The 25,586-nt window shown below is 70.8% G+C and carries 24 protein-coding genes; 10 read left to right on the plus strand and 14 right to left on the minus strand.

Annotated elements, in window-relative coordinates; all coding sequences use genetic code 11:
* Positions 1–19 precede the first annotated feature (19 nt).
* From OO70_RS54700 to OO70_RS25220, 3 genes are all read left to right on the plus strand, one after another.
* Positions 20–508, plus strand: coding sequence for a hypothetical protein (locus OO70_RS54700; RefSeq protein ID WP_158711512.1), 489 nt, complete (start codon positions 20–22; stop codon positions 506–508).
* Positions 509–585: 77 nt separating this feature from the next.
* Positions 586–885, plus strand: coding sequence for an RNase A-like domain-containing protein (locus OO70_RS25215; RefSeq protein WP_043675853.1), 300 nt, complete (start codon positions 586–588; stop codon positions 883–885).
* A gap of 24 nt (positions 886–909) precedes the next feature.
* Positions 910–1,608 carry a contact-dependent growth inhibition system immunity protein gene (locus OO70_RS25220; protein ID WP_043675856.1) on the plus strand — a complete coding sequence of 233 codons (699 nt, stop codon included), beginning with the start codon at positions 910–912 and terminating at the stop codon, positions 1,606–1,608.
* A 40-nt stretch (positions 1,609–1,648) separates the two neighbouring features.
* Here the strand turns inward: OO70_RS25220 and OO70_RS25225 are convergent, their stop codons facing one another.
* The 3 genes from OO70_RS25225 to pdhA (OO70_RS25235) are packed head-to-tail and all read right to left on the minus strand — an operon-like array spanning position 1,649 to position 5,199.
* Positions 1,649–3,037, minus strand: a complete 1,389-nt coding sequence (locus tag OO70_RS25225; RefSeq protein ID WP_043675859.1) for a dihydrolipoamide acetyltransferase family protein — start codon at positions 3,035–3,037, stop codon at positions 1,649–1,651.
* A 10-nt stretch (positions 3,038–3,047) separates the two neighbouring features.
* Positions 3,048–4,040 carry an alpha-ketoacid dehydrogenase subunit beta gene (locus tag OO70_RS25230; protein ID WP_043675861.1) on the minus strand — a complete coding sequence of 331 codons (993 nt, stop codon included), beginning with the start codon at positions 4,038–4,040 and terminating at the stop codon, positions 3,048–3,050.
* Position 4,041: 1 nt separating this feature from the next.
* Entirely contained in the window at positions 4,042–5,199 is a 1,158-nt protein-coding gene (pdhA, locus tag OO70_RS25235) for a pyruvate dehydrogenase (acetyl-transferring) E1 component subunit alpha (protein WP_043675864.1), read from the minus strand.
* Between the two features lie 321 nt (positions 5,200–5,520).
* Here pdhA (OO70_RS25235) and OO70_RS25240 point away from each other — a divergent pair, with 321 nt between their 5' ends.
* The 3 genes from OO70_RS25240 to OO70_RS25250 all read left to right on the plus strand — a co-directional run bounded on the left by OO70_RS25240 (position 5,521) and on the right by OO70_RS25250 (position 7,806).
* Positions 5,521–6,225: a response regulator gene (locus OO70_RS25240; protein ID WP_051741593.1), complete on the plus strand. Its 705-nt coding sequence runs from the start codon at positions 5,521–5,523 to the stop codon at positions 6,223–6,225.
* Positions 6,226–6,274: 49 nt separating this feature from the next.
* Positions 6,275–6,697, plus strand: coding sequence for a pyridoxamine 5'-phosphate oxidase family protein (locus tag OO70_RS25245; protein WP_043675866.1), 423 nt, complete (start codon positions 6,275–6,277; stop codon positions 6,695–6,697).
* 113 nt (positions 6,698–6,810) lie between these two features.
* Positions 6,811–7,806 carry a phosphotransferase gene (locus tag OO70_RS25250; protein WP_043675869.1) on the plus strand — a complete coding sequence of 332 codons (996 nt, stop codon included), beginning with the start codon at positions 6,811–6,813 and terminating at the stop codon, positions 7,804–7,806.
* Positions 7,807–7,889: 83 nt separating this feature from the next.
* On the opposite strand, the gene OO70_RS25255 is transcribed toward OO70_RS25250, so the two are convergent.
* Positions 7,890–9,392, minus strand: a complete 1,503-nt coding sequence (locus OO70_RS25255; protein ID WP_051741609.1) for a protein kinase domain-containing protein — start codon at positions 9,390–9,392, stop codon at positions 7,890–7,892.
* 375 nt (positions 9,393–9,767) lie between these two features.
* Between OO70_RS25255 and OO70_RS25260 the strand changes: the two genes are divergently transcribed.
* The gene (locus tag OO70_RS25260) at positions 9,768–11,396 is read left to right on the plus strand and encodes a protein kinase domain-containing protein (protein ID WP_043675875.1); all 1,629 of its coding nucleotides are present in this window, start codon (positions 9,768–9,770) and stop codon (positions 11,394–11,396) included.
* Positions 11,397–11,485: 89 nt separating this feature from the next.
* Here the strand turns inward: OO70_RS25260 and OO70_RS25265 are convergent, their stop codons facing one another.
* Positions 11,486–12,025, minus strand: coding sequence for a bacterial proteasome activator family protein (locus OO70_RS25265; RefSeq protein WP_043675877.1), 540 nt, complete (start codon positions 12,023–12,025; stop codon positions 11,486–11,488).
* A 161-nt stretch (positions 12,026–12,186) separates the two neighbouring features.
* Here OO70_RS25265 and OO70_RS54705 point away from each other — a divergent pair, with 161 nt between their 5' ends.
* Entirely contained in the window at positions 12,187–12,888 is a 702-nt protein-coding gene (locus OO70_RS54705; RefSeq protein WP_158711513.1) for a hypothetical protein, read from the plus strand.
* Between the two features lie 38 nt (positions 12,889–12,926).
* On the opposite strand, the gene OO70_RS25270 is transcribed toward OO70_RS54705, so the two are convergent.
* The 7 genes from OO70_RS25270 to pdhA (OO70_RS25300) form a co-directional block, all read right to left on the minus strand.
* On the minus strand, positions 12,927–13,907 hold the full coding sequence (locus OO70_RS25270; RefSeq protein WP_043675880.1) for an NAD(P)H-quinone oxidoreductase: 981 nt from the start codon (positions 13,905–13,907) through the stop codon (positions 12,927–12,929).
* Positions 13,908–13,978: 71 nt separating this feature from the next.
* The gene (locus OO70_RS25275) at positions 13,979–15,073 is read right to left on the minus strand and encodes a potassium channel family protein (RefSeq protein WP_043675883.1); all 1,095 of its coding nucleotides are present in this window, start codon (positions 15,071–15,073) and stop codon (positions 13,979–13,981) included.
* Complete coding sequence (locus tag OO70_RS25280; protein WP_043675886.1) at positions 15,070–16,467, minus strand: molybdopterin molybdotransferase MoeA; 1,398 nt, start codon at positions 16,465–16,467, stop codon at positions 15,070–15,072. Before OO70_RS25280 ends, OO70_RS25275 begins: the two co-directional genes overlap by 4 nt.
* Positions 16,464–17,417 (minus strand): NTP transferase domain-containing protein, encoded by a 954-nt coding sequence (locus OO70_RS25285; protein WP_043675889.1) that lies wholly within the window; start codon positions 17,415–17,417, stop codon positions 16,464–16,466. The genes OO70_RS25280 and OO70_RS25285 overlap by 4 nt, the downstream gene beginning before the upstream one ends.
* Positions 17,418–17,471: 54 nt before the next feature.
* Positions 17,472–18,797: a dihydrolipoamide acetyltransferase family protein gene (locus tag OO70_RS25290; protein WP_043675891.1), complete on the minus strand. Its 1,326-nt coding sequence runs from the start codon at positions 18,795–18,797 to the stop codon at positions 17,472–17,474.
* Positions 18,797–19,801 (minus strand): alpha-ketoacid dehydrogenase subunit beta, encoded by a 1,005-nt coding sequence (locus OO70_RS25295; protein WP_043675892.1) that lies wholly within the window; start codon positions 19,799–19,801, stop codon positions 18,797–18,799. Before OO70_RS25295 ends, OO70_RS25290 begins: the two co-directional genes overlap by 1 nt.
* The gene (gene pdhA, locus OO70_RS25300; RefSeq protein WP_043675894.1) at positions 19,801–20,934 is read right to left on the minus strand and encodes a pyruvate dehydrogenase (acetyl-transferring) E1 component subunit alpha; all 1,134 of its coding nucleotides are present in this window, start codon (positions 20,932–20,934) and stop codon (positions 19,801–19,803) included. Before pdhA (OO70_RS25300) ends, OO70_RS25295 begins: the two co-directional genes overlap by 1 nt.
* Positions 20,935–21,108: 174 nt before the next feature.
* Here pdhA (OO70_RS25300) and OO70_RS25305 point away from each other — a divergent pair, with 174 nt between their 5' ends.
* On the plus strand, positions 21,109–21,609 hold the full coding sequence (locus OO70_RS25305) for an Lrp/AsnC family transcriptional regulator (RefSeq protein WP_407702827.1): 501 nt from the start codon (positions 21,109–21,111) through the stop codon (positions 21,607–21,609).
* Position 21,610: 1 nt separating this feature from the next.
* Here OO70_RS25305 and OO70_RS25310 read toward each other — a convergent pair whose 3' ends face one another.
* Both OO70_RS25310 and OO70_RS25315 read right to left on the minus strand, forming a co-directional pair.
* Positions 21,611–22,204, minus strand: coding sequence for a TetR/AcrR family transcriptional regulator (locus OO70_RS25310; RefSeq protein WP_043675900.1), 594 nt, complete (start codon positions 22,202–22,204; stop codon positions 21,611–21,613).
* The gene (locus OO70_RS25315) at positions 22,201–23,715 is read right to left on the minus strand and encodes a 3-hydroxyacyl-CoA dehydrogenase (RefSeq protein ID WP_043675903.1); all 1,515 of its coding nucleotides are present in this window, start codon (positions 23,713–23,715) and stop codon (positions 22,201–22,203) included. Before OO70_RS25315 ends, OO70_RS25310 begins: the two co-directional genes overlap by 4 nt.
* A gap of 172 nt (positions 23,716–23,887) precedes the next feature.
* On the opposite strand from OO70_RS25315, the gene paaN reads away from it, so the two are divergent.
* A complete protein-coding gene (gene paaN / locus OO70_RS25320) occupies positions 23,888–25,579 on the plus strand; it encodes a phenylacetic acid degradation protein PaaN (RefSeq protein WP_043675906.1) in 1,692 nt (563 codons plus the stop codon).
* Positions 25,580–25,586 lie beyond the last annotated feature (7 nt).

Raw genomic sequence — 25,586 nt, forward strand, 5'->3', positions numbered from 1 at the left:
GCCCACCATGGGAGGATCTGTGACGAGGAAGAATCCGGACCTGCCCGGATGCCAGCAAGGATATTTCGACGAACGCCAATCCTTTGCTGCAGTTGATTCCCGCGGGGAAGCGGATTGGCATGAAACTGTCGTAGAAATGGTTCGCGGAACCCGTGCACTCCGAGGTATTGACCGCACAACATTGCGTGACAGCCTTTTTGAAGTTTCATATGAGGGAGCTCTGGATCTGGCCAGACTGATTTCCGGCGGGTCCCTTCTCTACGGTCCCAGCGAATCCCTCCGAACATTGGACACCGAGCGGGACGACTGCTTGCGTGAAACCTTGGGAACTGCTGGGAAAAATGCCCGGTTCTTCACCAATCACGGGCACGCGGAAGATGGTGACCAGGCCGATTTTCTGGTGTCGTCGTTTCACGTAAACTCGCTTGCCGCTACAACAATCGACGTCTGCCTCATCGGAGTTTCTGACGAAAATATCATGGTTCTCTGGCGTTTCGAGGATGACTAGACACCCCTGGCCACCCCCGAAACCATGAGGACTGGCGTCGCGATGTACAGGCCGTGAAGACTGAGAGCGAGCAACGAATGCGGACCCGTTCCGCCACCTACCCCGACCACGAAACAGCCCAATGGGCCACCCAACAGGTAGTCACCGCCAACGAACAAGTCATCCACCGCTGGCTCGCCCAGTCCACCCGCCCCCGCCTGACCATCGAGGCGACCTGGCCGTCCCGCCCCGAACCGGTCGGACGTGTACTGCTCCAGGCGATGATGCTGGCCGGCCGGGAACCCGTCGACGTCCGTGCGGCCCGGGTGATCCTGAAGCGGGACGAGTCGCGGCCACACGGCTTCGCCGTCCACGCCACGTTTCCGATGTACCTGTGATGACGACCCGTAGAGGCTGATCCCGTGCCCCTGAGCCCCCTCGAACACGACCGCCGCTACGGCGAGTTGGACCAGGTGATCCGCGCCTACGCCGGGCAGTCGGCCGACGACACCCCGGACAAGGCGAGCGAGGCGCTGGTCGCCTACCTGCGCCACACCTGGCACAGCCGACCGTGGGCTCTCGCCGTCGCCGAACGTCAACTCCGCGAGTACGCCGACAACCCGCCCGGCCGACTCCGCCTGCGTCTCGGCGAGTTCTACGCCGTCCCGGACGTGGGGCTCCCCGAGGGCGAGATCCAGCAGTGGCTGTACTGCCTCGCCGACCACATCAAGCACAGCGTCGAGGAGGGCGAGGTCCCACCCCCGGCCACCCCCGCCACCCACTGGGAATGGCACGCCCGCTTCCCGGAACTCGGCCAGTTCCTCGGCGGCTGGTTCTCCCAGGACATGCAGGACGAGTTCGACGACCACGACGCGGCGATCGACGACTACCGGACCTCGACCGATCCGCAGCTGGTCGCCCGTCTCGCCGGCGAGCTGCACGAACTGCTCGCCCTGGACATCGACGAGTCCGACTACGCCCTCGCCGTCGCCGAGTTGGGCATGGAGGTCGACCCACCGACGCCGTACTCACCCAGCGGCTGGCTCGCGCTGGTCGCCGACCGGCTGACCACGCCCCGGGCCGACTACAGCCCCCCGGCACACCCGGCACAGGAGAGCTGAGCCGCGCATCCCGACTCACGGGGATGCGCGGCCCCTGCCTCTACCCCCAGGTGATCAACCGCTTCGGCTGCTCAAGAATCGCCGCCACATCCGCCAGCACCTTCGACCCCAACTCCCCGTCCACCAACCGGTGGTCGAAGGACAACGCCAGCGTCGTCACCTGGCGCGGCTTCACCTTGCCCTTGTGGACCCACGGCTGGAGTTTGATCGTGCCGATCGCGAGGATCGCGGACTCGCCGGGGTTGAGGATCGGTGTGCCGGTGTCGATGCCGAAGACACCGACGTTGGTGATGGTGACCGTGCCGCCCTGCATCGCCGCCGGGGACGTCTTGCCCTCCCTCGCCGTCGATACCAACTCACCCAGCGACTCCGCCAGTTGGGGCAGCGTCTTCGCGTGGGCGTCCTTGATGTTCGGCACGATCAGGCCGCGCGGGGTCGCCGCCGCGATGCCGAGGTTGACGTAGTGCTTGAGGACGATCTCCTGGGCGGCATCGTCCCAGGACGCGTTGATGTCCGGGTTGCGCTTGATGGCGACCAGCAGGGCCTTGGCGATCAGGAGCAACGGGTTCACCCGTAGGCCCTGCAACTCCTTGTCCTGCTTGAGTTCCTCGACCAGCTTCATCGTCCGGGTCACGTCCACCGTCACGAACTCCGTGACATGCGGCGCCGTGAACGCCGAACCGACCATCGCCGCGGCCGTCGCCTTGCGGACGCCCTTGACCGGGACACGGGTCTCCCGGGTCGTGTCGTACGTCACGGGGGCGGGCGCAAGGGCGGCGGGCTCGGGGGCCTGCACCGATGCCGGTGCCGGTGTTGGCGCCACCGCCGCGTGCACATCCTCGCGCGTGATCACGCCGTCCGGGCCCGACGGAGTCACCGTCGCCAGGTCCACGCCCAGGTCCTTCGCCAGCTTCCGCACCGGCGGCTTCGCCAGCGGGCGTTGCTGTACGACCGTCCCGCTCGCGTGCCCGTTCAGCTCGGCCTGGACCGCCGCCGTCGCCGACGACACCTCCTGCGCCGGGATCTCCGCGCCCTTGCGGGGGCGGCGCTTCGTGGCGGACGTGGAGACGCCGTAGCCCACCAGTACCGGCGTGCGGGCCGGTGCCGCGGGCTTCGCCTCCTCCTCGGGAATCTCAGCAGCAGCCTCGGCCGGAGCCGCGCCCCCGGACACGTCCACCGCGATGATGGACATGCCCACCGCCACCGTCGTCCCCTCGGGGAAGCGGAGTTCGCGCACCACGCCGTCGTACGGGATGGGGAGTTCCACCGCCGCCTTCGCCGTCTCCACCTCGCAGACGACCTGGCCGTCGGCGACGGTGTCGCCGGGCTGGACGTACCACTTGAGGATCTCGGCCTCGGTGAGGCCCTCGCCCACGTCCGGCATCTTGAATTCGCGTACGGACGCTTCAGCTTCAGTCATCGTCGTCACGACCCTCTCCTCAGTACGCCAGAGCGCGGTCGACGGCGTCGAGCACCCGGTCCAGGCTCGGCAGGTACTCCTCCTCCAGGCGTGCCGGCGGGTACGGGGCGTGATAGCCGCCCACGCGCAGCACCGGGGCCTCCAGGTGGTAGAAGCAGCGCTCCGTGATGCGGGCCGCGATCTCGCCGCCGGAGCCGAAGAACACCGGTGCCTCGTGGACCACGACCAGGCGGCGGGTCTTCTCGACCGAGGCCTGGATCGCGTCGAAGTCCAGCGGGGACACCGAGCGCAGGTCCAGGATCTCCAGCGACCTGCCCTCCTCGGCGGCCGCGTCGGCGACCTCCTGGCAGAGCTTCACCATCGGGCCGTAGGCGGCGAGGGTGAGGTCCGTGCCCTCGCGGACCACGCGGGCCCGGTGGAGGGGGTCGGGGATGGCCTCGGTGTTGACGTCGCCCTTGTCCCAGTAGCGCCGTTTCGGTTCGAAGAAGATCACCGGGTCGTCGCTCTGGATGGCCTGCTGCATCATCCAGTAGGCGTCCGACGAGTTCGACGGGCTGACGATCTTCAGGCCCGGCACGTGCGCGAACAGGGCTTCCGGGGACTCCGAGTGGTGTTCCACGGCGCCGATGCCGCCGCCGTAGGGAATGCGCACGACGACCGGCATCTTCACCTTGCCCAGGGAGCGGGCGTGCATCTTGGCGAGCTGGGTGACGATCTGGTCGTAGGCCGGGAAGACGAAGCCGTCGAACTGGATCTCCACGACCGGGCGGTAGCCGCGGAGGGCGAGACCGATGGCCGTGCCTACGATGCCCGACTCGGCGAGCGGGGTGTCGACCACCCTGCGTTCGCCGAAGTCCTTCTGGAGGCCGTCCGTGACGCGGAAGACGCCGCCGAGCTTGCCGACGTCCTCGCCCATGATGAGGACCTTGGGGTCGGACTCCAGGGCGGCGCGCAGCGATTCGTTGATCGCCTTGGCCAGCGGCAGGTTCTTGAAAGTCGCGGTCTCCGCCATGTCACTTACCCCCTTCTTCGTCCGCGAACGACGCCTGGTAGGCGGCGAACTGGGCCCTCTCCTCGTCGACGAGCGCGTGCCCGTCCGCGTACACGTGCTCGAAGATGGCGAACCGGTCCGGGTCCGGCATGGCACGGACCGCTTCGCGCACTCGCCTGCCCAACGCCTCGCTCTCCGTCTCGAGTTCCGCGAAAAATCCCTCGTACGCGTGGTTTGAGGCCTCGAGATACCGGTGCAGCCGCAGGATCGGGTCCTTCGCCTCCCAGGACTCGCGCTCCTCGTCGGCCCGGTACTTCGTCGGATCGTCGGAGGTGGTGTGGGCGCCCATGCGGTAGGTGTACGCCTCGACGAGCGTCGGGCCCTCGCCGTTGCGGGCCCGCTCCAGCGCCCACTTGGTGACGGCGAGGCAGGCCAGTACGTCGTTGCCGTCGACGCGGACGCCCGGGAAGCCGTAGCCCTGTGCGCGCTGGTAGAGCGGGACGCGGGTCTGCTTCTCGGTGGGCTCGGAGATGGCCCACTGGTTGTTCTGGCAGAAGAACACGACCGGGGCGTTGTACACCGCCGAGAAGGTGAACGATTCCGCCACGTCGCCCTGGCTGGAGGCGCCGTCCCCGAAGTACGCGATGACGGCGCTGTCGGCGCCGTCCATGGTCACGCCCATCGCGTAGCCCGTGGCGTGCAGCGTCTGCGAGCCGATGACGATCGTGTACAGGTGGAAGTTGTTCGTGTTCGGGTCCCAGCCGCCGTGGTTGACGCCCCGGAACATGCCGAGCAGGTTGGTCGGGTCGACCCCGCGGCACCAGGCGACGCCGTGCTCGCGGTAGGTCGGGAAGACGTAGTCGTCCTCGCGGGTGGCCCGCCCGGAGCCGATCTGTGCGGCCTCCTGGCCGAGCAGCGAGGCCCACAGGCCCAGCTCGCCCTGGCGCTGCAGGGCGGTGGCCTCGGCGTCGAAGCGGCGGGTGAGCACCATGTCGCGGTACAGGCCGCGGAGCTCTTCGGGGGTGATGCCGGCGACGTACTTGTCGTACGGGGCGGTCTTGGCGTTCTTGACTCGCTTGCCCTCGGGCGTCAGCAGCTGGACGAGGTCCGGGTCGGCGCCCTTGGCCTTGCTTCCGGCGCTGCGTCGCGGCTTGCGCGGGGCAGTGCTCTCCACGGTCACGTGTGCTCCTCCGTCGGTCCGGCTCCCCGGGTTCGCCGGGTGCCAGTGCGGCTCACCTGCGCCCCACGGACGCACAGGGTGGGTGCGGTTCGTCGGGAGCAGGCGTGACAGGTGCCCCGGCGAGCGCCCTGCAACAGGCACGTTACCCAGTGCTCCACAATTCTGTGAAACCCCTCCTGACCTGCGATTTTGCTTGGATTTCCAAGTAAATCGCGAAAGTCGGGAACAAGTCCTGGTCACAGCCTTGCAGGGGGCCGGAACAACGGCACGTTATCCCGCTCACCTCGGGCACGGGAAGAGCCTGTATGTGAGACTTACCGCGTGCCTGAAGACGGAAAAATCAGCGTATTTCTCCTCGACGACCATGAAGTGGTCCGCCGGGGCGTGTACGAGATGCTCTCGGTCGAGGACGACATCGAGGTGGTCGGCGAGGCCGGTACGGCGGCCGACGCACTGGTGCGGATCCCGGCCGTGCGCCCCGATGTCGCGATTCTCGACGTACGGCTCCCGGACGGCAGCGGTGTCGAGGTGTGCCGCGAGATCCGCGCCCTGGACGACTCGGTGAAGTGCCTGATGCTGACCTCGTTCGCGGACGACGAGGCCCTCTTCGACGCGATCATGGCGGGCGCCTCCGGGTACGTCCTGAAGGCCATCCGGGGCAACGAACTGCTGAGTGCCGTACGGGACGTGGCCGCCGGGAAGTCGCTGCTCGACCCGGTGGCGACCGCCCGGGTGCTGGAGCGGCTGCGCAACGGCGGCGCCCAGAAGGACGACAAGTTCGACTCTCTCACCGACCAGGAGCGCAGGATTCTCGACCTGATCGGAGAGGGACTCACCAACAGGGCGATCGGCGAGCGGCTCCACCTCGCGGAGAAGACCATCAAGAACTACGTGTCGAGTCTGCTTTCCAAACTCGGTATGGAGCGGCGCTCGCAGGCGGCGGCCTATGTGGCGCGCAGACAGACACAGCAACAGGCACAGGCACAGGCACAGGCACAGAGTCAGGTCGAGCAGCAGCGGCATTAGGGACCAAAGACCCCTCCCCTGGGCGTGCGGTCCGGCCGACAGTGGTGACATGCCCTCCGACGCAGAGCTCGCCGTCGACCTGCTCGCCCGTACCGACCACGGCCGGGTGGCCACCACTCTGCGGGCGCTGCCCTTCCTGGCCTTCGCCAGCCACATCGTCCAGGACGGCCGGCTGCTGCTGCGCATGCCCCGGAGTCACGGATACCACCACGCGTGCGTGGGCAGCGTCGTCGCCTACGGGGCCGACAATCTGGGCTCGGCCGGGCCGGGCGAGGGTCTGTGGTCCGTGCAGGTCGTGGGCGCGTGCGAGACGTACGAGCCGACGGCTGACCAGGTCGAACGTTTCGGCCCCGCTCCGGACACAGTGGACGGCGAGTCGTACGAGCCGGTCTATCTGCGCATCGAGCCGCGACTGGGCACCGTCCACTCGACGGACGGCGGCCTCGAAAGGCACTTCGGGCGCACCCTGTGACCGAAAGCGACCATCGACGACCGACCGGTGACTTTCTGTGACAAACCGCAGCTCAAGGGCCCGGCTCGTGCCCTAGCATCGGCCGCGTGCCGCGCTTACGTGTACCACCCCCCATGCCCCACGCGCCCCCTCTGGGCGCCCTTCTCCGCCAGTACGCCGCCGGGTCCGCCGTCACCTGCGAACCCGTCGAACAGGGCCTCCTGAACCGCGGCTACCGGCTCCGCACCACCCGGGGCCGCTACTTCCTCAAGCACCACTTCGACCCCGAGACCGCGGACCCGGCGGCGATCGCCCGCCAGCACACCGCGACCCGGCGCCTGGCCGACCTCGGCGTCCCCGTGGCACCCCCGCTCCCGGCCCGCGACGGCCGTACGGTCGCCGTCGTGGGCGGTCACGCCTACGCCCTGCACCCCTGGATCGACGGCCGCCACCGCCACGGCGGCCAGCTGACCACCGTCCAGTGCGGGCGGCTGGGGGCGCTGCTGGGCGTCGTCCACGCGAGCCTGGAGCGGGTCATGCCGGGGCGCCGGGAGGAGTGCGCGCCGGGCGCCGACCCGGCCGACACCTTCGCCCTCATCGACGACCTGCTCGGGCACGTCCGCCGGCACCGGCCCGCCGACGCCTTCGACGAACTCGCCAGACGCCGGCTGCTGGAGCGCCGGGAGCTGCTGGAACGGCACGCGGACCGGCGTCCGCCGCGCGGTGCCTCCGTGGGGTGGGTGCACGGGGACTTCCACCCGTTCAACCTGCTCTACAAGGGCGACGCCCCCGCCGCGATCGTCGACTGGGACCGGCTCGGCGTACAGCCCCGCGCCGAAGAGGCCGTACGCGCCGCCGCGATCTTCTTCGTACGGCCCGACGGGGCCCTGGACCTGTCGAAGGTGCGGGCGTACGCGCACGCGTACCGGCGTACGGCGCGCGCCGGCTCCTCCGAACTCGCCGCCGCCGTGCACCGGGTGTGGTGGGAGCGGCTCAACGACTTCTGGATGCTGCGCTGGCACTACGAACGCGGCGACACCCGCGCGGACCCGCAGTTCCCGGCGGCGTCGGCGCTCGCCGTGTGGTGGACGCGGGAGTACGACGCGGTGTGCGAGGCCTTCGCGGAATGAGCCCCCTGGGGGCACCGGAAAACGGCACGCGCGCGTGGACCCCTGTTACGGGGCGCACGCGCGCGTGTCGGGGTGCGTGAAGGTCAGCCGCCCAGCGCGCCGGCGACCGTGCCGGTACCGCCGTCGTCACCGGGGTCGCCCGAGTCCGACGGGTCCGCCGAGGTTGTCGCGGACGGGGTGTCCGACGGCTCCTCGGAGGCTGTCGCGGACGGGGTGCTCGACGGCTTCTCGGTGGCCGTCTCGGTCGGGGTGTACGAGGGCGTCGGCGTCGGCGTGTAGTTCGAACCGGAACTCGTGCCGCTGTCGTCCGTGGCCGTGTCGGACGGCGAGGCGGTCGTGTCGTCGCTCGGCGTCTCCGAGGCCGTGTCGTCGGTCGCGGACTGCGAGGTGGTCGGCGACTGGGTGGTGCCCGAACCGCCGGTGCCGTTACCTGTGTTGTTCATCGCCAGCGCGACGCCCGCCGCGATGGCGACCACCGCGAGGACGGCCAGGATCCACAGCTTGCCCCGGCCGCTGCCGTGGTTGCCGTGCCCCTCGAAGCCGCCGTCGTCGCCGTTGCCGTAACCGCCCGGCAGGATCGGCTGCGGGATCTGCGTGGTGCCGGAGGAGTCCTGGGGCATCACGGTCGTACCGGCGAACCCCCCGGGCGGGGTCCCCTGCCCGTTGGCCACGGTCACCGGGCCCGTGTTCCAGGTGCCGGTGTGGCCGCCCTGGTCGTAGAGCATCTGCAGGCCGTACTGGACGAGCCCGCGCATCTCCTCGGCCGTCTGGAAACGGTCGTCCGGGTCCTTCGCGAGGGAACGCATGACCAGGCCGTCGAGCTCCGGCGGGCAGACGCCGTTCGACGTCTGGGACGGCGGGACCGGGATGTCCTGGACGTGCTGGTAGACCACCGACAGCGGCGTCTCGCCGGTGAACGGGGGCCGCAGCGCAAGGAGTTCGTAGAGGAGGCAGCCCGTCGCGTACAGGTCGGAGCGGTGGTCGACGGCCTTGCCGAGCGCCTGCTCCGGGGAGAGGTACTGGGGCGTGCCCATGACCATGCCGGTCTGCGTCATCGTCGTGGACGCCCCGTGCAGGGCGCGCGCGATGCCGAAGTCCATGACCTTCACCGCGCCGTTGTGCGTGATGATCACGTTCGCGGGCTTGATGTCGCGGTGCACGATGCCGTGCTGGTGCGAGTAGGCGAGCGCCTCCAGGACACCGGAGACGATGATCAGGGCCTGCTCGGGCCCGGGCGCCTCGGCGTTCAGGAGGAGGTCGCGGATCGTCCGGCCCTCGACGATCTCCATCACGATGTACGGCACCGACATGCCGCCGACGTAGTCCTCGCCGGAGTCGTACACGGCGACGATCGCGTGGTGGTTGAGCCCGGCCACCGACTGGGCCTCGCGCGTGAAGCGGGCCTTCGACGTCGGGTCCTCGGCCAGGTCCGAGCGGAGCAGCTTGACCGCGACCGTGCGCCCGAGCCGTACGTCCTCGGCCGCGAAAACCTCGGCCATACCGCCCCGACCCAGTCTGTGGGTCAGCCGGTACCGGCCGTCGCCGACCAGTCCGCCGTTACCCCACAGCTCCGGTGCGTCCGACATTCCGCCGCCAGCCGTCTCGGGGTCGGACGGGCCCTGAGCGTGCTGCTGTGCCATCAGTCCTCGCCGTCGTTTCTGCCCGCGGTGCGCGCGGTGTTGTTACGGTCTCCGTCGGCCACGCTACAGGCTCAGCGCAAGCCGCCGTTCCGGGATGAGTGCCGGAATCGTCCGGAGACGGACCGGCCATCAAATCGGTACCACGTGGCGTCGTGCAAATTCTGTGTACCGCCGGTACAGCACCTGTAACGCTTCCACGACTCTTCTTTCGCGTACGGTCACGGATCGGGCACCGCGCTTGACGTGTCAGTGCCCTCCGGCAGACTTGGCCGGGAATGACGCATTCGATCACCGAGCCGGCGCCGATGGGGGACACGGAAGATGAGCCAGGACGGCCCACAGGACCGGTACGCGGGGCGCGCGTTCGCAGGTGGGCGCTACCAGCTGCGCGACCTGCTCGGTGAGGGCGGCATGGCCTCCGTACACCTGGCGTACGACTCGGTGCTCGACCGTCAGGTCGCGATCAAGACACTCCACACCGAACTCGGCCGTGAACAGGCCTTCCGCGAGCGCTTCCGCCGCGAGGCCCAGGCCGTGGCCAAGCTCACGCACACGAACGTCGTCTCGGTCTTCGACACCGGCGAGGACGCGCTCGACGGCACGACGATGCCGTACATCGTCATGGAGTACGTCGAGGGCCGCCCGCTCGGCTCCGTCCTCGACGAGGACGTACGGCAGTTCGGCGCGATGCCCGCCGACAAGGCGCTGAAGATCACCGCGGACGTGCTGGCCGCGCTGGACATCAGCCACGAGATGGGCCTGGTCCACCGGGACATCAAGCCGGGCAACGTGATGATGACCAAGCGCGGTGTCGTCAAGGTCATGGACTTCGGCATCGCCCGCGCCATGCAGTCCGGCGTCACCTCGATGACGCAGACCGGCATGGTCGTCGGCACCCCGCAGTACCTCTCGCCGGAGCAGGCGCTCGGCCGGGGCGTGGACGCGCGCAGCGACCTGTACTCGGTCGGCATCATGCTGTTCCAACTGGTCACCGGGCGGCTGCCGTTCGACGCGGACTCGCCGCTGGCCATCGCGTACGCGCATGTGCAGGAGGAGCCGGTCGCGCCCTCCTCGATCAACCGTTCCCTGCCACCGGCGGTGGACGCGCTGGTCGCCCGCGCGCTGAAGAAGAACCCGAACGAGCGTTTCCCCAACGCCGAGGCCATGCGCGACGAGTGTCTCCGCGTCGCGTCCTCGCTCCACGCGGCCGCCCCGAGCATCGTGCCCGGCGCGCCCGTCCAGAGCGGCGCCGGCGTCGGCTCCGCGGTGTTCCCGCCGGTCGACCAGGCGGCCCCGGCACCCTCCGGCCCCGTGCAGACGCCGTACCACCCGGGTCCCTACGGCTCCGCTCCGGCGCCCTCGCCCGCGTACGGCTATCCGCAGCAGGCGGGCTACCAGACGCCGCCCTCGGTCGGGTTCGGGCAGCAGGGCATCTCCACCCCGCCGCCGTACAACCTGACCCCGCAGCACCCGACGCCGGCCTCCGGGGGAGGCGGCAGGAACAACAAGCCGGTGATCATCGGCGCGGTCGTCGTCGCCCTCGTCGCGATCGGCTCCCTGATCACGGCCCTGGCGATGTCCAACGGCGGCACGGCCGACCTGAAGGGCAGCGGCGGCAGCAGCTCCAGCGCGAGCGCCTCGACGACGGCGGTGGAGGGCCACCGCGCGGGCGACACGTCGAAGACGATCGAGACGACCGCGTGCACGGAGCCCGAGGAGTCGTACAACGACCCCAGCGAGATCCAGATCCCGAGCTTCCAGTTCAAGTACATCGACTCGGTCAAGTCCTGCCTGCAGGCCGCGGGCTGGAAGGTGAAGATCAAACCCGAGGACGAGAACACCTACGGCCAGGGCACGGTCATGGACCAGTTCCCGGCGGCCGGCACGGACGTGGACCCCAAGAAGATGCCCGAGATCCAGCTGGGTGTGTCGACGGGCAACCCGTCCTGACCCGGTGACAGTGATGGGGAAGGGCCCGGCAGCGACTGCTGCCGGGCCCTTCGATCGTGTAGGGGTGTCTACAGGTACGGGCCAGGTGTCTACAGGTACGGTCCGCCCACGCGGCCGCCGCCCGGCTGCCCTTCCTCACCGCCGTCGCCCACGCCCGGCGGCAACGCCCGGCGCATCTGCTCCAACTGTGCCCGCGCGGCCATCTGCTGGGCGAACAGCGTGGTCTGGATCCCGTGGAACAGACCCTCCAGCCACCCCACCAACTGGGCCTGCGCGATCCGCAGTTCCGCGTCGCTGGGAATCGCCTCGTCGGTGAACGGCAGCGAGAGCCGCTCCAGCTCCTCGACCAGCTCCGGCGCCAGACCGTCCTCCAGCTCCTTCACCGAACTGGCGTGGATCTCCTTGAGCCGCACCCGGCTCGCCTCGTCGAGGGGAGCCGCACGCACCTCCTCGAGGAGCTGCTTGATCATGCTGCCGATCCGCATGACCTTGGCGGGCTGTTCCACCATCTCCGTCACCGGGATCTCGCGGGAGTCCTCGTCCCCGGTCCCACCGAGCGCCATCCCGTCCTGGCCCACGACCAGGATCTGAGGCTTCTCCGGTGACCTTTCGTTCCTCGGCATCTCCATGCGGCCATTCTCTCGCACCCGTACACCTCACCACCCTGGTGCCCCCCTCCAAGCGTGATCCACCGTTCCCGCCTGGCCGAACCCGGAATGCCGGAAAGAGCGGCCGATGTGACGCTTGTTCCGTCGATCTTGCCGCCTCGGCTCGGGAGGGGGTCACGGACGTGACTCCATGGCTGCGCACATCGCCCTCACTGCGGGCGACCGGACTACTGCTCGTTCTGGGCACGGGCACGGTCGTGGGGCCGTGCGGAGATGCCCTCGCGTACGGCGGGGAGGTGCGGGGCGCTTCAGCGGTCGTCGCCGTCAGGGGTGACTCGGCTGGGGGTGTCGGCGCTACGGCTGGGCGTGCCCTCCGGGGTGTCGGCGCCACGGCAGCTTCCGCGCCCGACTCCAGCCCCCGCCCCGGTAGCAGCCGTCTCCCCGCACCTCCCCGTCCGCATCCGCCCGCCCACGCACCCGGCCCCGGCGATGTCCTCGCCCCCGCGCCCGCCTCGGCCGATCCGTCCAGGGCCGGAAGCCGGGCGGGCGAAGGACGGGAACGGCCGGGGCGCAGCGCGGAGCCGACCGCGGACGAGGACCGGGACGAAAGCGGGGGCAACGGCGAGGACACCGCCGAGCCGGGTGCGGACGAAGGCGACGACGGCGGCAGCTCGGCGAGTCCCGCAGCCGCCGACTCCGCCTCGCCCCAGGTGGCGGGGCTCGTGCCGTCCTCGCCGCCGCTCCAGCCCGTGCACCGGACCGTCGCCCGCGCCGAGGGCACCGCCGAGCCCGTGCTGCGGATCCTGCCGCTGGGCAGCGGCCTGATCCTGATCGGGCTCGGCCTGGGCCTCGCCTTCATCGGCCTCCGCGTGCGACGCAGCTAGCCGCCGGCCGGGCCGCCCTACGGCGGCCGGTCCGGGGCCTACGGCGCGACGAGCAGCACCTTGCCGATGTGCCCGCTGTCCTCCAGCACCTGGTGCGCGGTCCCGGCCTCGCTCATCGACAGCTCCCGGTCGACGACCGGCCGGACGTGTCCGGCCTCGATCAGCGGCCACACATGCTCGCGTACGGCGGCGACGATGGCCGCCTTCTCGCCGAGCGGACGGGCCCGCAGCGAGGTCGCGCTGATCGCGGCCCGCTTGTGGAGGAGGGCGCCGATGTTCAGCTCGCCCTTGGTGCCGCCCTGCAACCCGATGATCGCGAGCCGCCCGTTGACGGCGAGCGCCTGGACGTTGCGGTCCAGGTATTTGGCACCCATGTTGTCGAGGATGACGTCGGCACCCGCACCGCCGGTGGCCTGCGCGATCTCGGCGACGAAGTCCTGCTCGCGGTAGTTGATGAGGATGTCGGCGCCCAGCTCGGCGCAGTAGTCGAGCTTCTCCTTGGTGCCGGCCGTGACGGCGACCTTCGCGCCGACGGCCTTGGCGAGCTGGATCGCCATGGTGCCGATGCCACTGGAACCACCGTGCACGAGCAGGGTCTCGGCGGGGCGGAGGTGCGCGACCATGAAGACGTTCGACCAGACCGTGCAGACCACCTCGGGCAGCGCCGCGGCCTGCTTCAGATCGATACCGGCGGGCACGGGAAGCAGCTGCCCGGCCGGAACGGCGACCTTCTCGGCGTAACCGCCGCCCGCGAGCAGCGCGCACACCTCGTCGCCGACCGACCAGCCGGACACCCCGGGGCCGATCTCGGTGATCCGGCCGGAGCATTCGAGGCCGGGGTAGGAGGAGGCGCCGGGCGGTGGGTTGTAGAAGCCCTGGCGTTGCATGATGTCGGCCCGGTTGACGGCGCTGGCCACCGCCTCGACCAGTACCTCGCCCTCGCCGGCCACCGGATCCGGGACCTCGCCCCACACCAGCGCCTCGGGCCCACCAGGTTCGGAAATCGTGATCGCATGCATGAGGCCGACGCTACTCCCTGCCCTGCGGCCGACCGCCGAGGTGTGTCACCGCGGCAATGGTCGAGGGCGGGTCACTCCGGCAACGGCCGGGTGTCCGGCGCTACCTGCGAGCCCGGCGAGACCCGCACGATGGTGATCAGCCGGTCCGTCAGCTGAAGCGTCCCGATGGCCGGGTCGTCGTAGCCGAGCACCCGGTGCCCGCGTACGACACTCACCACCAGGTCGTCCGTCTCGCGCGGTGTCTTGCCCACCTCGGCCTTTATGACGGGCCGCTCGGTCATGTCGAGCCCGCTGCCCTGCTGGATGAGGTCTTCCATGACCATGCCGGCGGCGGGGCTGAGCACGGACAGGCCGAGCAGGCGGCCGGCCGCGCTGGCGCTGGTGATCACAGCGTCGGCGCCGGACTGCTTGAGCAGCGGCGCGTTCTCCTCCTCGCGGACCGCGGCCACGATCTTCGCGCCGCGGTTGAGCTGCCGGGCCGTGAGAGTCACCAGCACGGCCGTGTCGTCGCGCTGTGTCGCGATGATGATCTGCCGCGCCTTGTGCACCTCGGCACGCTTCAGGACCTCGCTGCGGGTGGCGTCCCCGACGACTCCGACGTACCCGTCGCTGCTCGCCGCCTCGATCGCCTTCGCACTGGGGTCGACCACGACGACCTGTTCCTTCTTCAGCCCCGTCGCGCACACGGTCTGGATCGCGGACCGCCCCTTCGTACCGAAGCCGATGACGACGGTGTGATCCCGCAACGCGGACCTCCAGCGGTTGAGACGCCATTCCTCCCGCGTGCGTTCGGTGAGGACTTCGAGGGTGGTGCCGACGAGGACGATCAAGAACAGCACGCGCAGCGGCGTGACGACAAGGATGTTGGTGAGCCGGGCGCTGTCGCTGACCGGGGTGATGTCCCCGTAGCCGGTGGTCGAGAGAGTGACCGTGGCGTAGTACAGCGCGTCGAGGAAGTCGACCGAGCCGTCCGAGTTGTCGTTGTAGCCCTCGTGGTCGGCATAGACGATCAGCGCGGTCGCGACGAGCAGGAGCAGGGCGACGGACAGCCGTCTGGCGACCTGCTGGAAGGGGTGCTCGACCACTTTCTTCGGGAGTTTCACCCGATGGGTCACGAGATGTTCGTCCGCCTGGCGGGCGATCGCATCATGGCCCGATTGTTTCACGTGAAACACACCCCGATCCCGGCGACCGCCCAGGGCAGATCGATGAGCTCCGCCTGCTGTCCCTGCCGCGCACCACCCGGCGGTACGACAGCGAGCGCGTCGGCCGCCGCGATCCCGCGCAGCATGGCCGGGCCGTTGTAGTGCAGCGGTACGGCACAGTCGCCACGCAGGACGGCGGGGATGAGCCGGGTGTCGTACGGGTGCCCGTGCACCGCGTCCTGGAGGGGCAGCGCGTACGGCTCCGGGGCGGGGTGTGCCGACAGGGTCCGCAGCAGTGGTTCGGCGAGGGTGAGCAGGCCGGAGATCGCGGCCAGCGGGTTGCCGGGCAGGCCGACGAGGTGCTGGTCGTCCTTGATGCGGGCCAGCAGCATGGGGTGGCCGGGGCGGACCTTGACGCTGTCCACGAGGAGTTCGGCGCCGATGCCGCGCAGGGTGGGGTGGACGTGGTCGACAGGGCCTGAGGCGGTGCCGCCGGTGGTGACGATGACGTCGGCGGTGCTGGCCGTGATGGCCTTGTGCAGCGCCTTCGCGTCGTCGCCGAGCCTGCGGACCGCGATGACCTCGGCGCCGAGCGCGCGCAGCCAGGACGGCAGCATCGGACCGAGCGCGTCCCGGATGAACCCGTCGCGGGGCAGCCCTTCGGTGAGCAACTCGTCGCCCAGGACGAGGACTTCGACCCGGGGGCGGGGTACGACGGTGAGCGTGTCGTATCCGGCGGCCGCGGCGAGGCCCAGCACCGCGGGGGTCACCAGCGTGCCGCCGGGCAGCAGATGGTCGCCGCTGCGGCACTCCTGCCCACGGGGGCGGATGTCCTGACCGTGTCCGACGTCCCGGGCCGCGTGGAGACGGCCCTTGTCGTCGGTGCGGCCGTGTTCGCTGCGGATGACGGCGGTGGCGTCGGCGGGGACCCGGGCACCGGTCGCGATCCGTACGGCCTCGCCGTCGCTGAGCGGCTCGGGCTGCGCGTGTCCGGCGAGCACCCGGTCCTCGCGTACGGCCCAGGGGCCGGGCCCCGCGACCGCCCAGCCGTCCATCGCGGAGGTGTCGAACGAGGGCAGGTCGCTCAGGGCGACGAGCGGCGCGGCCAGGACCAGGCCGAGCGCGGAGTCGAGGGTCACGGAGACGGGGGCGCGGTGGCCACCGGAGCGGGCGGCGCGTCCGGCAATGGCACGGGCCTCGGACCAGGAGGTGGCCCTGTGCTGGTCGGTGTCCGGCTTGCGGGGAGTGCCGGGGGGCTGAGGCGTGCCCTGCGGTGCAGCCGAGGTCGAGGGGGAGGGCACGGCGGGGTCGCCGGTGCTGCCTTCGTTCACGAGGGCGAGTACCTCCTCGACGTCGAGGTCCTCGGCGTCCCGGGCGTGCTCGCCGGTGTGCGTGTGCGTGCCGCGCGCGGTCATCCGGCGGCGTCCGGACCCGGGGTGTCCGACGAGGTCTGCGACGTGGCGTCGGACGTGGCCCCGGGTTTCGCGTCGGGCCTGGCCTCGGGGGTGTCCTCGTCCGCCCAGCGCAGCGCGAGGGCCGCCGCTTTGCGGGCCGCCTCGGCGACGGCCTCCGGGCCGCCCTTGCCCTGCGCCGCCGCGTAACCGACCAGGAAGGTGGTCAGCGGTGCGGCGGGCCTGGCCACTCCGTGGGCGGCGTCGCGGGCGAGGTCGAGCAGGATGCCGGTGTCGACGTCCAGGTCGATGCCCAGTTCGTCCTTGACTGCGGAAATCCATTCATCCAACACGTGCCCATGCTCCCTGATGCGTGCCCTGGCGGTGGCGAGGTCGTCCCAGGTGTCGCAGTCGAAGGACGCGACGGGGTCGGGGACGCGAGTGAGATCGAGCGCGGCGGTCAGCCGCCGCAGGGGCAGCCCGGCGAGGCTGCCGTGCTCTGAAGTGAGTGCGGTCAGCTCCCGGCGGAGTGCCGGTGCCCGGTACGCGGCGACGAGCGGCTGGTCTCGCCCGTCGGCGTCGGTGAGCAGTGCCCCTTCGGTGCCGCTGGTCCGCAGGGCGGTCAACAGCCGCCGTACGGTTGCCGGTTCGAGGAACGGCAGGTCGGCGGAGAGGACCACGACGGCGTCGGCGGTGGTGTGGCGCAGGCCGGCGTCGAGTGCGGCGACCGGGCCCGCGCCGGGCGGGTCCTCGCGGGCCCAGCGCACCGGCCGGGCGGTGGGACGAGGGTCGGCCACCACGACCGTGGTCCCGGCGTCGGCGCAGGCGGTGAGCACCCGGTCGAGCAAAGCCCTGCCACCCACCCGCAGACCGGGCTTGTCGGCACCACCGAGCCGCCGGGCGGCACCACCGGCGAGCACGACGGCGTCGTAGGCGACTGCGGGTGCGGCGTCGGGGTGCTCGTACGCGGTCACCCCCCGAGTATGCGTCCCGCCCTGATCACAGGGAACTTGCGCGCGCCGCCGTGATCACAGGTTGCGCAGCAGCACCGCCGGCTGTTCGACGCAGTCCGCCACATACCGCAGGAAACCGCCCGCAGTGCCGCCGTCGCACACCCGGTGGTCGAAGGTGAGCGAGAGCTGGACGACCTGGCGCACCGCCAACTCGCCCTCGTGCACCCACGGTTTGGGGACGATACGGCCGACGCCGAGCATGGCCGCCTCGGGGTGGTTGATGATCGGCGTGGAACCGTCGACGCCGAACACCCCGTAGTTGTTGAGCGTGAAGGTCCCGCCGGTGAGGTCCCCCGGCGTCAGCGTCCCGGTCCGAGCCGTCTCGGTCAGCCGCGCGAACTCCGCGCTCAGCGCCTCCGTGTTGCGCGCGTGCGCATCCCGTACGACGGGCACGACGAGCCCGCGCTCGGTCTGCGCGGCGAAGCCGAGGTGGACCCGGTCGAAGCGGACGATCTCCCTCGCCTCCATGTCCACACTGGAGTTGAGCTCGGGGAACCGGGCCAGCGCGGCCGTGCAGATCCTGGCGAGGAGTGCCAGTACGGAGATCTTGGGGCCACCGGCGGCGTTCATGGCCGCGCGGGTGCGCATCAGCTCCGTCGCGTCGGCGTCCACCCAGCAGGTCGCGTCGGGGATCTCCCGGCGACTGCGGGAGAGCTTGTCGGCCACGGCCCCTCGGATGCCGCGCAGAGGGGTGCGCGTCACCCCGTCCGAGGTGGCCACTGGGGCAGGGACCGTGGCTGGCGGAAGGAGAGTCGCTTCCTGTGCGATCGCCTCCTGGGCCGCCACAGCCCGCAGCGCCTTCTCGACATCCGCCCGCAGGATCAGCCCGTCCCGCCCGGAACCCGTCAACTCCCGCAGTTCCAGGCCGTTCTCGCGCGCGAGCCGTCGCACGAGAGGCGAGATCACGGGTACGGGTCCGTCCCCGCGACCGCCGGTCTCGGGGGTGGGGGCGAGGGCGGGGGCGTCCGCCACCGACGTCACGACATCCGCTGCCATCCGCCGGACTCTCCGCCGCCGCGCGGGAGGCGCCCCGGTGCCGTAGCCCACCAGCACGTTCCCCGAGCCCTCGGTCTCCGCGTCGGTGTCAGCGGCCGGTGCCCCCACCGCGACCGTCAACAGCGGGGCGCCGACGGGCAGTTCGGTGCCCTCCTCGCCATAGCGGGCCGTGACGACACCGCCGTACGGACAAGGCACCTCGACCATCGCCTTGGCCGTCTCGACCTCGACGACCGGCTGGTCGATGGCGACGACGTCGCCGACCTCGACCAGCCAGCGCACGATCTCCGCCTCGGTCAGGCCCTCGCCGAGGTCGGGGAGCTTGAACTCCAGTACTTGTGCCATCAGTTCTCGGCCTCCCACTGGAGCCGGCCCACGGCGTCCAGGATCCGGTCGACGCCGGGCAGGTGGTGCCGCTCCAGCATCGGCGGGGGGTACGGGATGTCGAACCCGGCGACGCGCAGCACCGGCGCCTCCAGGTGGTGGAAGCAGCGCTCCGTGACGCGGGCCGCGATCTCGCCGCCCGGGCCGCCGTAGCCGCCCGACTCGTGGACGACGAGGGCGCGGCCGGTCCGCCGTACCGACGCGCACACCGTCTCGTCGTCGAACGGCACCAGGGAGCGCAGGTCGACGACTTCGAGGTCCCAGCCCTCGGACCGGGCCGCCTCGGCGGCTTCGAGGCAGACGGGGAGGGAGGGGCCGTAGGTGATGAGTGTCGCGCTGCTGCCCGGGCGGCGGACCACTGCGCGGCCTATCGGTTCAACGGGTGAGGGCTCGTCGGGGTTCCAGGTGTCCTTGGACCAGTACAGGCGCTTGGGCTCCAGGAAGACGACCGGGTCGTCGGAGGCGATGGCGGCGCGCAGCAGGCCGTAGGAGTCGGCGACCGTCGCGGGGGTGACGACGTGGAGTCCCGGGGTCGCCATGTAGTACGCCTCGGAGGAGTCGCTGTGGTGCTCGACGCCGCCGATGCCGCCGCCGTAGGGGACGCGGATGGTGATCGGCAGGGGCATGGCGCCGCGCGTGCGGTTGCGCATGCGGGAGACGTGGCTGATCAGTTGCTCGAACGCCGGGTAGGCGAAGGCGTCGAACTGCATCTCCACGACCGGGCGCAGGCCGTACATCGCCATGCCGACGGCCGTGCCGAGGATGCCCGCCTCGGCGAGCGGGGTGTCGGTGCAGCGGTCCTCCCCGAACTCCTTGGCGAGGCCGTCGGTGACCCGGAAGACTCCGCCGAGGGTGCCAACGTCCTCGCCCATGACGTGCACGGTGGGGTCGGCGGCCATGGCGTCGCGCAACGCGCGCGTGAGGGCCTGCGCCATGGTGGCGGGCTTGAGGGCGACGGTGGTCATCAGTGTCCCCCTTCCTGTTCCGCCGCCAGCTCCGCCCGCAACTGGGCTTCCTGCTCGCGCAGTTGGGGGGTGGGGTCGGCGTACACGTCGGCGAACAGGTCCATGGGGTCGAGGACCGGGTCCTGGTTCATGTGGGCGCGCAGTTCGGCCGCCATGGTGTCGGCGGCGTCGCGTGCGGCCTTGATGCCGTCCTCGTCGATGAGCCCGCGCTCGGTCAGCTCGTGCTCCAGGAGGGCGATCGGGTCGTGCGCGCGCCAGGCCTCGACCTCGGTGTCGACGCGGTAGCGGGTCGCGTCGTCGGCGTTGGTGTGGGCCTCGATGCGGTACGTGATGGCCTCGACGAGCGTGGGACCGCCGCCCTCGCGCGCGTGCCGTACGGCGTCGGCGAGGACCTCGTGCACGGCGACCGCGTCGTTGCCGTCGACCAGGCGGCCGGGCATGCCGTAGCCGACGGCCTTGTGGGCCAGGGAGGGGGCGGCGGTCTGCTTGGCGAGGGGGACGGAGATCGCGAAGCCGTTGTTCTGGACGAGGAAGACGACCGGGGCCTGCCAGACGGCGGCGAAGTTCAGCGCCTCGTGGAAGTCGCCCTCGCTGGTGCCGCCGTCGCCGACCATGGCGAGGGCGACCACGTCGTCGCCCTTGAGGCGGGCCGCGTGGGCGAGGCCGACGGCGTGCGGGAGTTGGGTGGCGAGGGGGGTGCACAGGGGGGCGATGCGGTGCTCGCGCGGGTCGTAGCCGGTGTGCCAGTCGCCGCGCAGCAGGGTGAGGGCCTGCACGGGGTCGAGGCCGCGGGCGACGGCGGCGAGCGTGTCGCGGTAGCTGGGGAAGAGCCAGTCCTGCTCCTGGAGGACCAGCGCGGCGGCGACCTCGCAGGCCTCCTGGCCGGTGGTGGAGGGGTACACGGCGAGCCGGCCCTGCTTGGTGAGGGCGGTGGCCTGCGCGTTGTACCGGCGGCCGCGCACCAGCTCGGCGTACAGCCGGCGCAGCAGCTCGGGGTCGGCGTGCGCGGCGGCCTCGGTGCCGAGGACGCGGTACGGCGCGGCGTCGGGCAGCAGCGGCGCGGGGTCCGTGCGCGGCTGCCAGGCGGGCGGCGGTGTGGGCCGGTACGCGCCCCGCTGCTCCATGACCGTCATGACGGCACCTCCTCGGGGGAGTGGCTCGAAGAGGCGCGTCGGACGTGCGGCGCCTCCCTACCGATTGTTCGGTCGTCGGCACATTTTGGCTACAGGCACCTCCAGGCTGTGGACAAACGGTTCTCCACAACCTGAAATGAACGCAGTACGTCCATGGTAGGGAGGCGGGGGGACATGGCACCTGAACAAATGGCCGAAGGCCCGGACGCGGGCAGCGCTCTGCCGGCCCCGCGTCCGCTCGACGCCATTGATCAGGACATCCTGCAGATGCTGCAGGCGGACGGCCGCGCGTCGATAAGGTCGGTCGCCGAACGCGTGCATGTCTCGCGCGCCAACGCCTACGCGCGTATCAACCGGCTCATCGAGGACGGCGTGATCCGCGGCTTCGGTGCCCGGGTCGACCATGAACGCGCGGGTCAGGGCACGTCGGCGTACATCACCCTGAAGATCGTGCAGAACTCCTGGCGCACGGTCCGCGAGCAGCTGCGACTGCTCCCCGGGGCCTCGCACATCGCGCTGGTGGGCGGCGACTTCGACGTCCTGCTGCTGGTGCACACGCCGGACAACCGGGCGCTGCGCGAGCTGGTGCTCACCCGGCTCCAGGCGATCCCCGAGGTGCTCAGCTCGCGCACGCTGCTGGTGTTCGAGGAGGAGGACCTGGAGCCCCAGAGCTGACCTACTGGGCCTGGTTGCGCAGCCCGGAGAAGACCAACTGGGCCACCGCGTCGGTCACTTCGCGCTCGCCCACGCCCCGCCCGTCGGGCCGGTACCACTCCACGATGGAGTTGATCATCCCGAAGACGAGCCGGGTCGCGAGCCGTACCTCCACGTCACCGCGCACATCGCCGTCGGCCGCCGCGGCCTTCAGCAGGTCGGCCACCCGGTGGTCGAAGTCGCGGCGCCGCTCCAGGGCCCACCGCTCGGCGTCGGTGTTGCCGCGCACCCGCAGCAGCAGCGTCACGTACGGCAGCTCGGAGGTCAGCACCTCGACCATCCGCCGCACGACGTACTCGAGCCGCTCCACAGCGCGCCCCACGCGTGCGTGCTCCTCGTCGAGGATCCCGAAGAGACCGTCCAGGGCCCGGCTGACGGCGCGGCGCAGCAGCTCCTCCTTGCCGGTGACGTGGTGGTAGATCGACGACTTGGAGATACCGGCCGCCTTGGCGAGGTGCTCCATGGAGGTGCCGTCGTAGCCGCGCTCGATGAAGACCTGGACGGCGACGGAGAGCAGGGTCTCCGGGGTGTACGTGTCGCGCTTGGCGGTGGTCATGGGGTGCCCTCCCGCTTCTCGGTGGCATACGCGTGGCGGTAGAGCGCGAGGGACGGCGCGTACCGTCCCGACGGTTCACGCAGGTGCAGGTCGTCCAGGAGGTCGTAGGCCCAGCTGCGGCCGAGCTTGCGGCTCCATTCGAACGGACCCAGAGGGTAGTTGACACCCAGGCGCATCGCGGTGTCGATGTCCTCCTCGGTGGCGACGCCCTTGGCGACGGCGTCGTGCGCCAGGTCGACGATCCGGGCCACCGTGCGGGCGACGATCATCCCGGGGGCGTCCCCCACGACGCTGACGTTCTTGCCGAGCGCCTGGAAGAGGCCGATCGCCTCGGTGAGGGTCTGTGAGGCGGTGTCCTGGGAGGCGGACAGGGCGATACGGCCGGCCCTGCGGTAGTCGAGGGCCAGGTCGAAGTAGACGACGTCCCGGAACTCGACGGAGGTCTGTCCGTCGGCGAGCGCCAGCTGGCCGCCGCCGGGCAGCACCATCCGGGTGCCGTGGTCCTCTTCCTCCTCGCGGACGACGATGCCCGCCTCGCGGATCAGCGCGACCATGTCGGCGGCGGGGCCCAGGTCGCCCTCCACGACGACGTAGGCGGGCGCCTGGGCGGGTTCCGCGGTGTGCGGCTCGGGCTGCTCGGCGTCGTCCCCGTGGTCGTACCAGCCGTGTCCGGTCTTGCGGCCGAGGCGGCCCGACTCGACCAGGCGGCGCTGGGCCAGCGAGGGCGTGAAGCGCACGTCCTGGAAGAAGGCCTGCCACACGGAGTGCGTGACGGACTCGTTGACGTCCTGCCCGATGAGGTCGGTCAGTTCGAATGCGCCCATCTTGAAGCCGCCGGACTCCCGCAGGACGGCGTCGATGGTGGCCGGGTCGGCGGCCTGTGCCTCATAGACCGCGAAGGCCTCGGCGTAGAAGGGCCGGGCGATGCGGTTGACGATGAAGCCGGGGGTGTCGGCGCAGGCGACCGGGGTCTTGCCCCAGGCGCGGGACATCTCGTACGCGCGCGTGGCCGACGTGACGTCGGTGGCGAACCCGGAGACGACCTCGACGAGCGGCATCAGGGGTGCCGGGTTGAAGAAGTGCAGGCCGACGAAGCGGCCGGGGTTGCGCAGGGCGCCGCCGATGGCCGTCACCGACAGGGACGAGGTGTTGGTGGCGAGCAGACAGTCCTCGCCGACGATGTCCTCCAGGTCGCGCATCAGCTGCTGTTTGACGTCCAGCCGCTCCAGGACGGCCTCGACGACGAGAGTGCAGTCCGCGAGGTCGGTCAGAGCCTCGGCGGGCAGCAGACGGGCGCGCGCGGCGTCCCGGTCGGCGGCGGTGAGCCGGTCCTTCTCGACGAGCCGGTCGAGCCGGGCGCCGATCGCGTCGGTCGCTTCCCGGGCCCGCCCCGGGACGGCGTCGTACAGCCGTACGACATGGCCCGCGGTCAGCGCGACCTGGGCGATGCCCTGACCCATGGTGCCGGTGCCGACGACGGCAACGGGGCTGCTGAGGTCGAGTGCTGTCATGTGCGCGATCCTCCCGCACGGGGTTTTCCACAGATGCGGCGGACCCCCTTGTCCCGACCGATCGTTCGGTTACTCTAACTCTGACCGCCTGTTTCCGCCCCTGATCCTTTCCCTGTTCCTGCCCAGGTCATGAGCTCGCAGACGAGTTCTTGAAACGAGGAGTTGGTCCCGCATGGCCGCCGAACCGACCGCGCACGAGCTGATCGCCCGGCACCGGCCGACACTCGACCAGGCGCTCGAAGCGATCCGCACGCGCGCGTACTGGTCCCCCCACCCCGAACACCCGAAGGCCTACGGCGAGCACGGCAGCCTGGACGCGGCGGCGGGCAAGGCCGCCTTCGACGCCCTCCTGGGCACCCGCCTCGACCTGGGCCAGCCCGGCACGGACGACTGGGTGGGCGGCGAAGTCTCGCCCTACGGCGTCGAGTTGGGCGTGACGTACCCGCACGCGGACCTCGACGTCCTGCTGCCGGCCATGCGTGCCGGGCAGCGGGCGTGGCGGGACGCGGGCGCGGAGACGCGGGCCGTGGTCTCCATCGAGATCCTCAAGCGGATCAGCGACCGGACGCACGAGTTCGCGCACGCGGTCATGCACACCAGTGGCCAGGCCTTCATGATGGCGTTCCAGGCGGGCGGCCCGCACGCCCAGGACCGCGGTCTGGAAGCGGTGGCGTACGCGTACGCGGAGCAGGTCCGCACGCCCGCCGTCGCGGAGTGGACCAAGCCGCAGGGCAAGCGCGACCCGCTCGTGATGAACAAGGAGTTCACGCCGGTGCCGCGCGGGACCGCCCTGGTCATCGGCTGCAACACCTTCCCGACGTGGAACGGCTATCCGGGCCTGTTCGCCTCCCTCGCCACCGGCAACGCGGTCCTGGTGAAGCCCCACCCGCGCGCGGTGCTGCCGCTCGCGCTCACCGTGCAGATCGCGCGCGAGGTCCTCACCGAGGCCGGCTTCGACCCGAACCTCGTGGCACTGGCCGCCGAGCGTCCCGGTGAGGGCATCGCCAAGACGCTCGCCACCCGCCCCGAGATCCGGATCATCGACTACACGGGCTCGACCGGCTTCGGCGACTGGCTGGAGACCAACGCCCGCCAGGCACAGGTCTACACGGAGAAGGCCGGCGTCAACACGGTCGTCGTCGAGTCGACCGACGACTACAAGGGGATGCTGTCCAACCTGGCGTTCTCCCTGTCCCTGTACAGCGGCCAGATGTGCACCACCCCGCAGAACCTGCTGATCCCCCGCGACGGCATCTCCACCGACCAGGGCCCCAAGTCCTACGACGAGGTCGTCGCCGATCTCGCACGCTCCGTGGACGGTCTCCTGGGCGACGACGCGCGCGCGAACGGGCTGCTCGGCGCGATCGTCAACCCGGACGTGAAGGCCCGCCTGGAGGCGGCTGCCGGGCTGGGTGAAGTCGCCCTCGCCTCACGGGAGATCACCAACCCGGAGTTCCCGAACGCGGTCGTCTGCACGCCGGTCATCGTGAAGCTGGACGGGGCGAAGCCGGATGACGAGGCCGCGTACATGAGCGAGTGCTTCGGGCCCGTTTCCTTCGCCGTCGCGGTCGACTCCGTCGGGGATGCGGTGGAGTTGTTGCGGCGGACGGTGCGGCAGAAGGGGGCGATGACTGTGGGGGCATACACGACTGACGCCGGGGTCGAGGCTGCGGTTGAGGAGGTCTGCCTTGAGGAGGCCGCCCAGTTGTCGCTGAACCTGACCGGTGGGGTGTTCGTGAACCAGACCGCCGCGTTCTCGGACTTCCACGGGTCTGGGGGGAACCCGGCGGCCAACGCGGCGTTGTGTGATGGGGCGTTTGTCGCGAACCGGTTCCGGGTTGTTGAGGTTCGTCGGGACGCCTAAGAACTCG

Origin of the sequence: Streptomyces xylophagus (assembly GCF_000716435.1) — a bacterium.
Taxonomy (GTDB): Bacteria; Actinomycetota; Actinomycetes; order Streptomycetales; family Streptomycetaceae; genus Streptomyces; species Streptomyces xylophagus.

Excerpts from the sequence above, each read along its gene's own strand:
- OO70_RS25215 (WP_043675853.1), top strand. The coding sequence starts at position 586 with ATGCGGACCCGTTCCGCCACCTACCCCGACCACGAAACAGCCCAATGG.
- OO70_RS25230 (WP_043675861.1), bottom strand. The coding sequence starts at position 4,040 with ATGGCGGAGACCGCGACTTTCAAGAACCTGCCGCTGGCCAAGGCGATC.
- OO70_RS25245 (WP_043675866.1), top strand. The coding sequence starts at position 6,275 with ATGCCCTCCGACGCAGAGCTCGCCGTCGACCTGCTCGCCCGTACCGAC.
- OO70_RS25250 (WP_043675869.1), top strand. The coding sequence starts at position 6,811 with ATGCCCCACGCGCCCCCTCTGGGCGCCCTTCTCCGCCAGTACGCCGCC.
- OO70_RS25255 (WP_051741609.1), bottom strand. The coding sequence starts at position 9,392 with ATGTCGGACGCACCGGAGCTGTGGGGTAACGGCGGACTGGTCGGCGAC.
- OO70_RS25260 (WP_043675875.1), top strand. The coding sequence starts at position 9,768 with ATGAGCCAGGACGGCCCACAGGACCGGTACGCGGGGCGCGCGTTCGCA.
- OO70_RS25265 (WP_043675877.1), bottom strand. The coding sequence starts at position 12,025 with ATGGAGATGCCGAGGAACGAAAGGTCACCGGAGAAGCCTCAGATCCTG.
- OO70_RS25270 (WP_043675880.1), bottom strand. The coding sequence starts at position 13,907 with ATGCATGCGATCACGATTTCCGAACCTGGTGGGCCCGAGGCGCTGGTG.
- OO70_RS25280 (WP_043675886.1), bottom strand. The coding sequence starts at position 16,467 with ATGACCGCGCGCGGCACGCACACGCACACCGGCGAGCACGCCCGGGAC.
- OO70_RS25290 (WP_043675891.1), bottom strand. The coding sequence starts at position 18,797 with ATGGCACAAGTACTGGAGTTCAAGCTCCCCGACCTCGGCGAGGGCCTG.
- OO70_RS25295 (WP_043675892.1), bottom strand. The coding sequence starts at position 19,801 with ATGACCACCGTCGCCCTCAAGCCCGCCACCATGGCGCAGGCCCTCACG.
- pdhA (WP_043675894.1), bottom strand. The coding sequence starts at position 20,934 with ATGACGGTCATGGAGCAGCGGGGCGCGTACCGGCCCACACCGCCGCCC.
- OO70_RS25305 (WP_407702827.1), top strand. The coding sequence starts at position 21,109 with ATGGCACCTGAACAAATGGCCGAAGGCCCGGACGCGGGCAGCGCTCTG.
- OO70_RS25310 (WP_043675900.1), bottom strand. The coding sequence starts at position 22,204 with ATGACCACCGCCAAGCGCGACACGTACACCCCGGAGACCCTGCTCTCC.
- OO70_RS25315 (WP_043675903.1), bottom strand. The coding sequence starts at position 23,715 with ATGACAGCACTCGACCTCAGCAGCCCCGTTGCCGTCGTCGGCACCGGC.
- paaN (WP_043675906.1), top strand. The coding sequence starts at position 23,888 with ATGGCCGCCGAACCGACCGCGCACGAGCTGATCGCCCGGCACCGGCCG.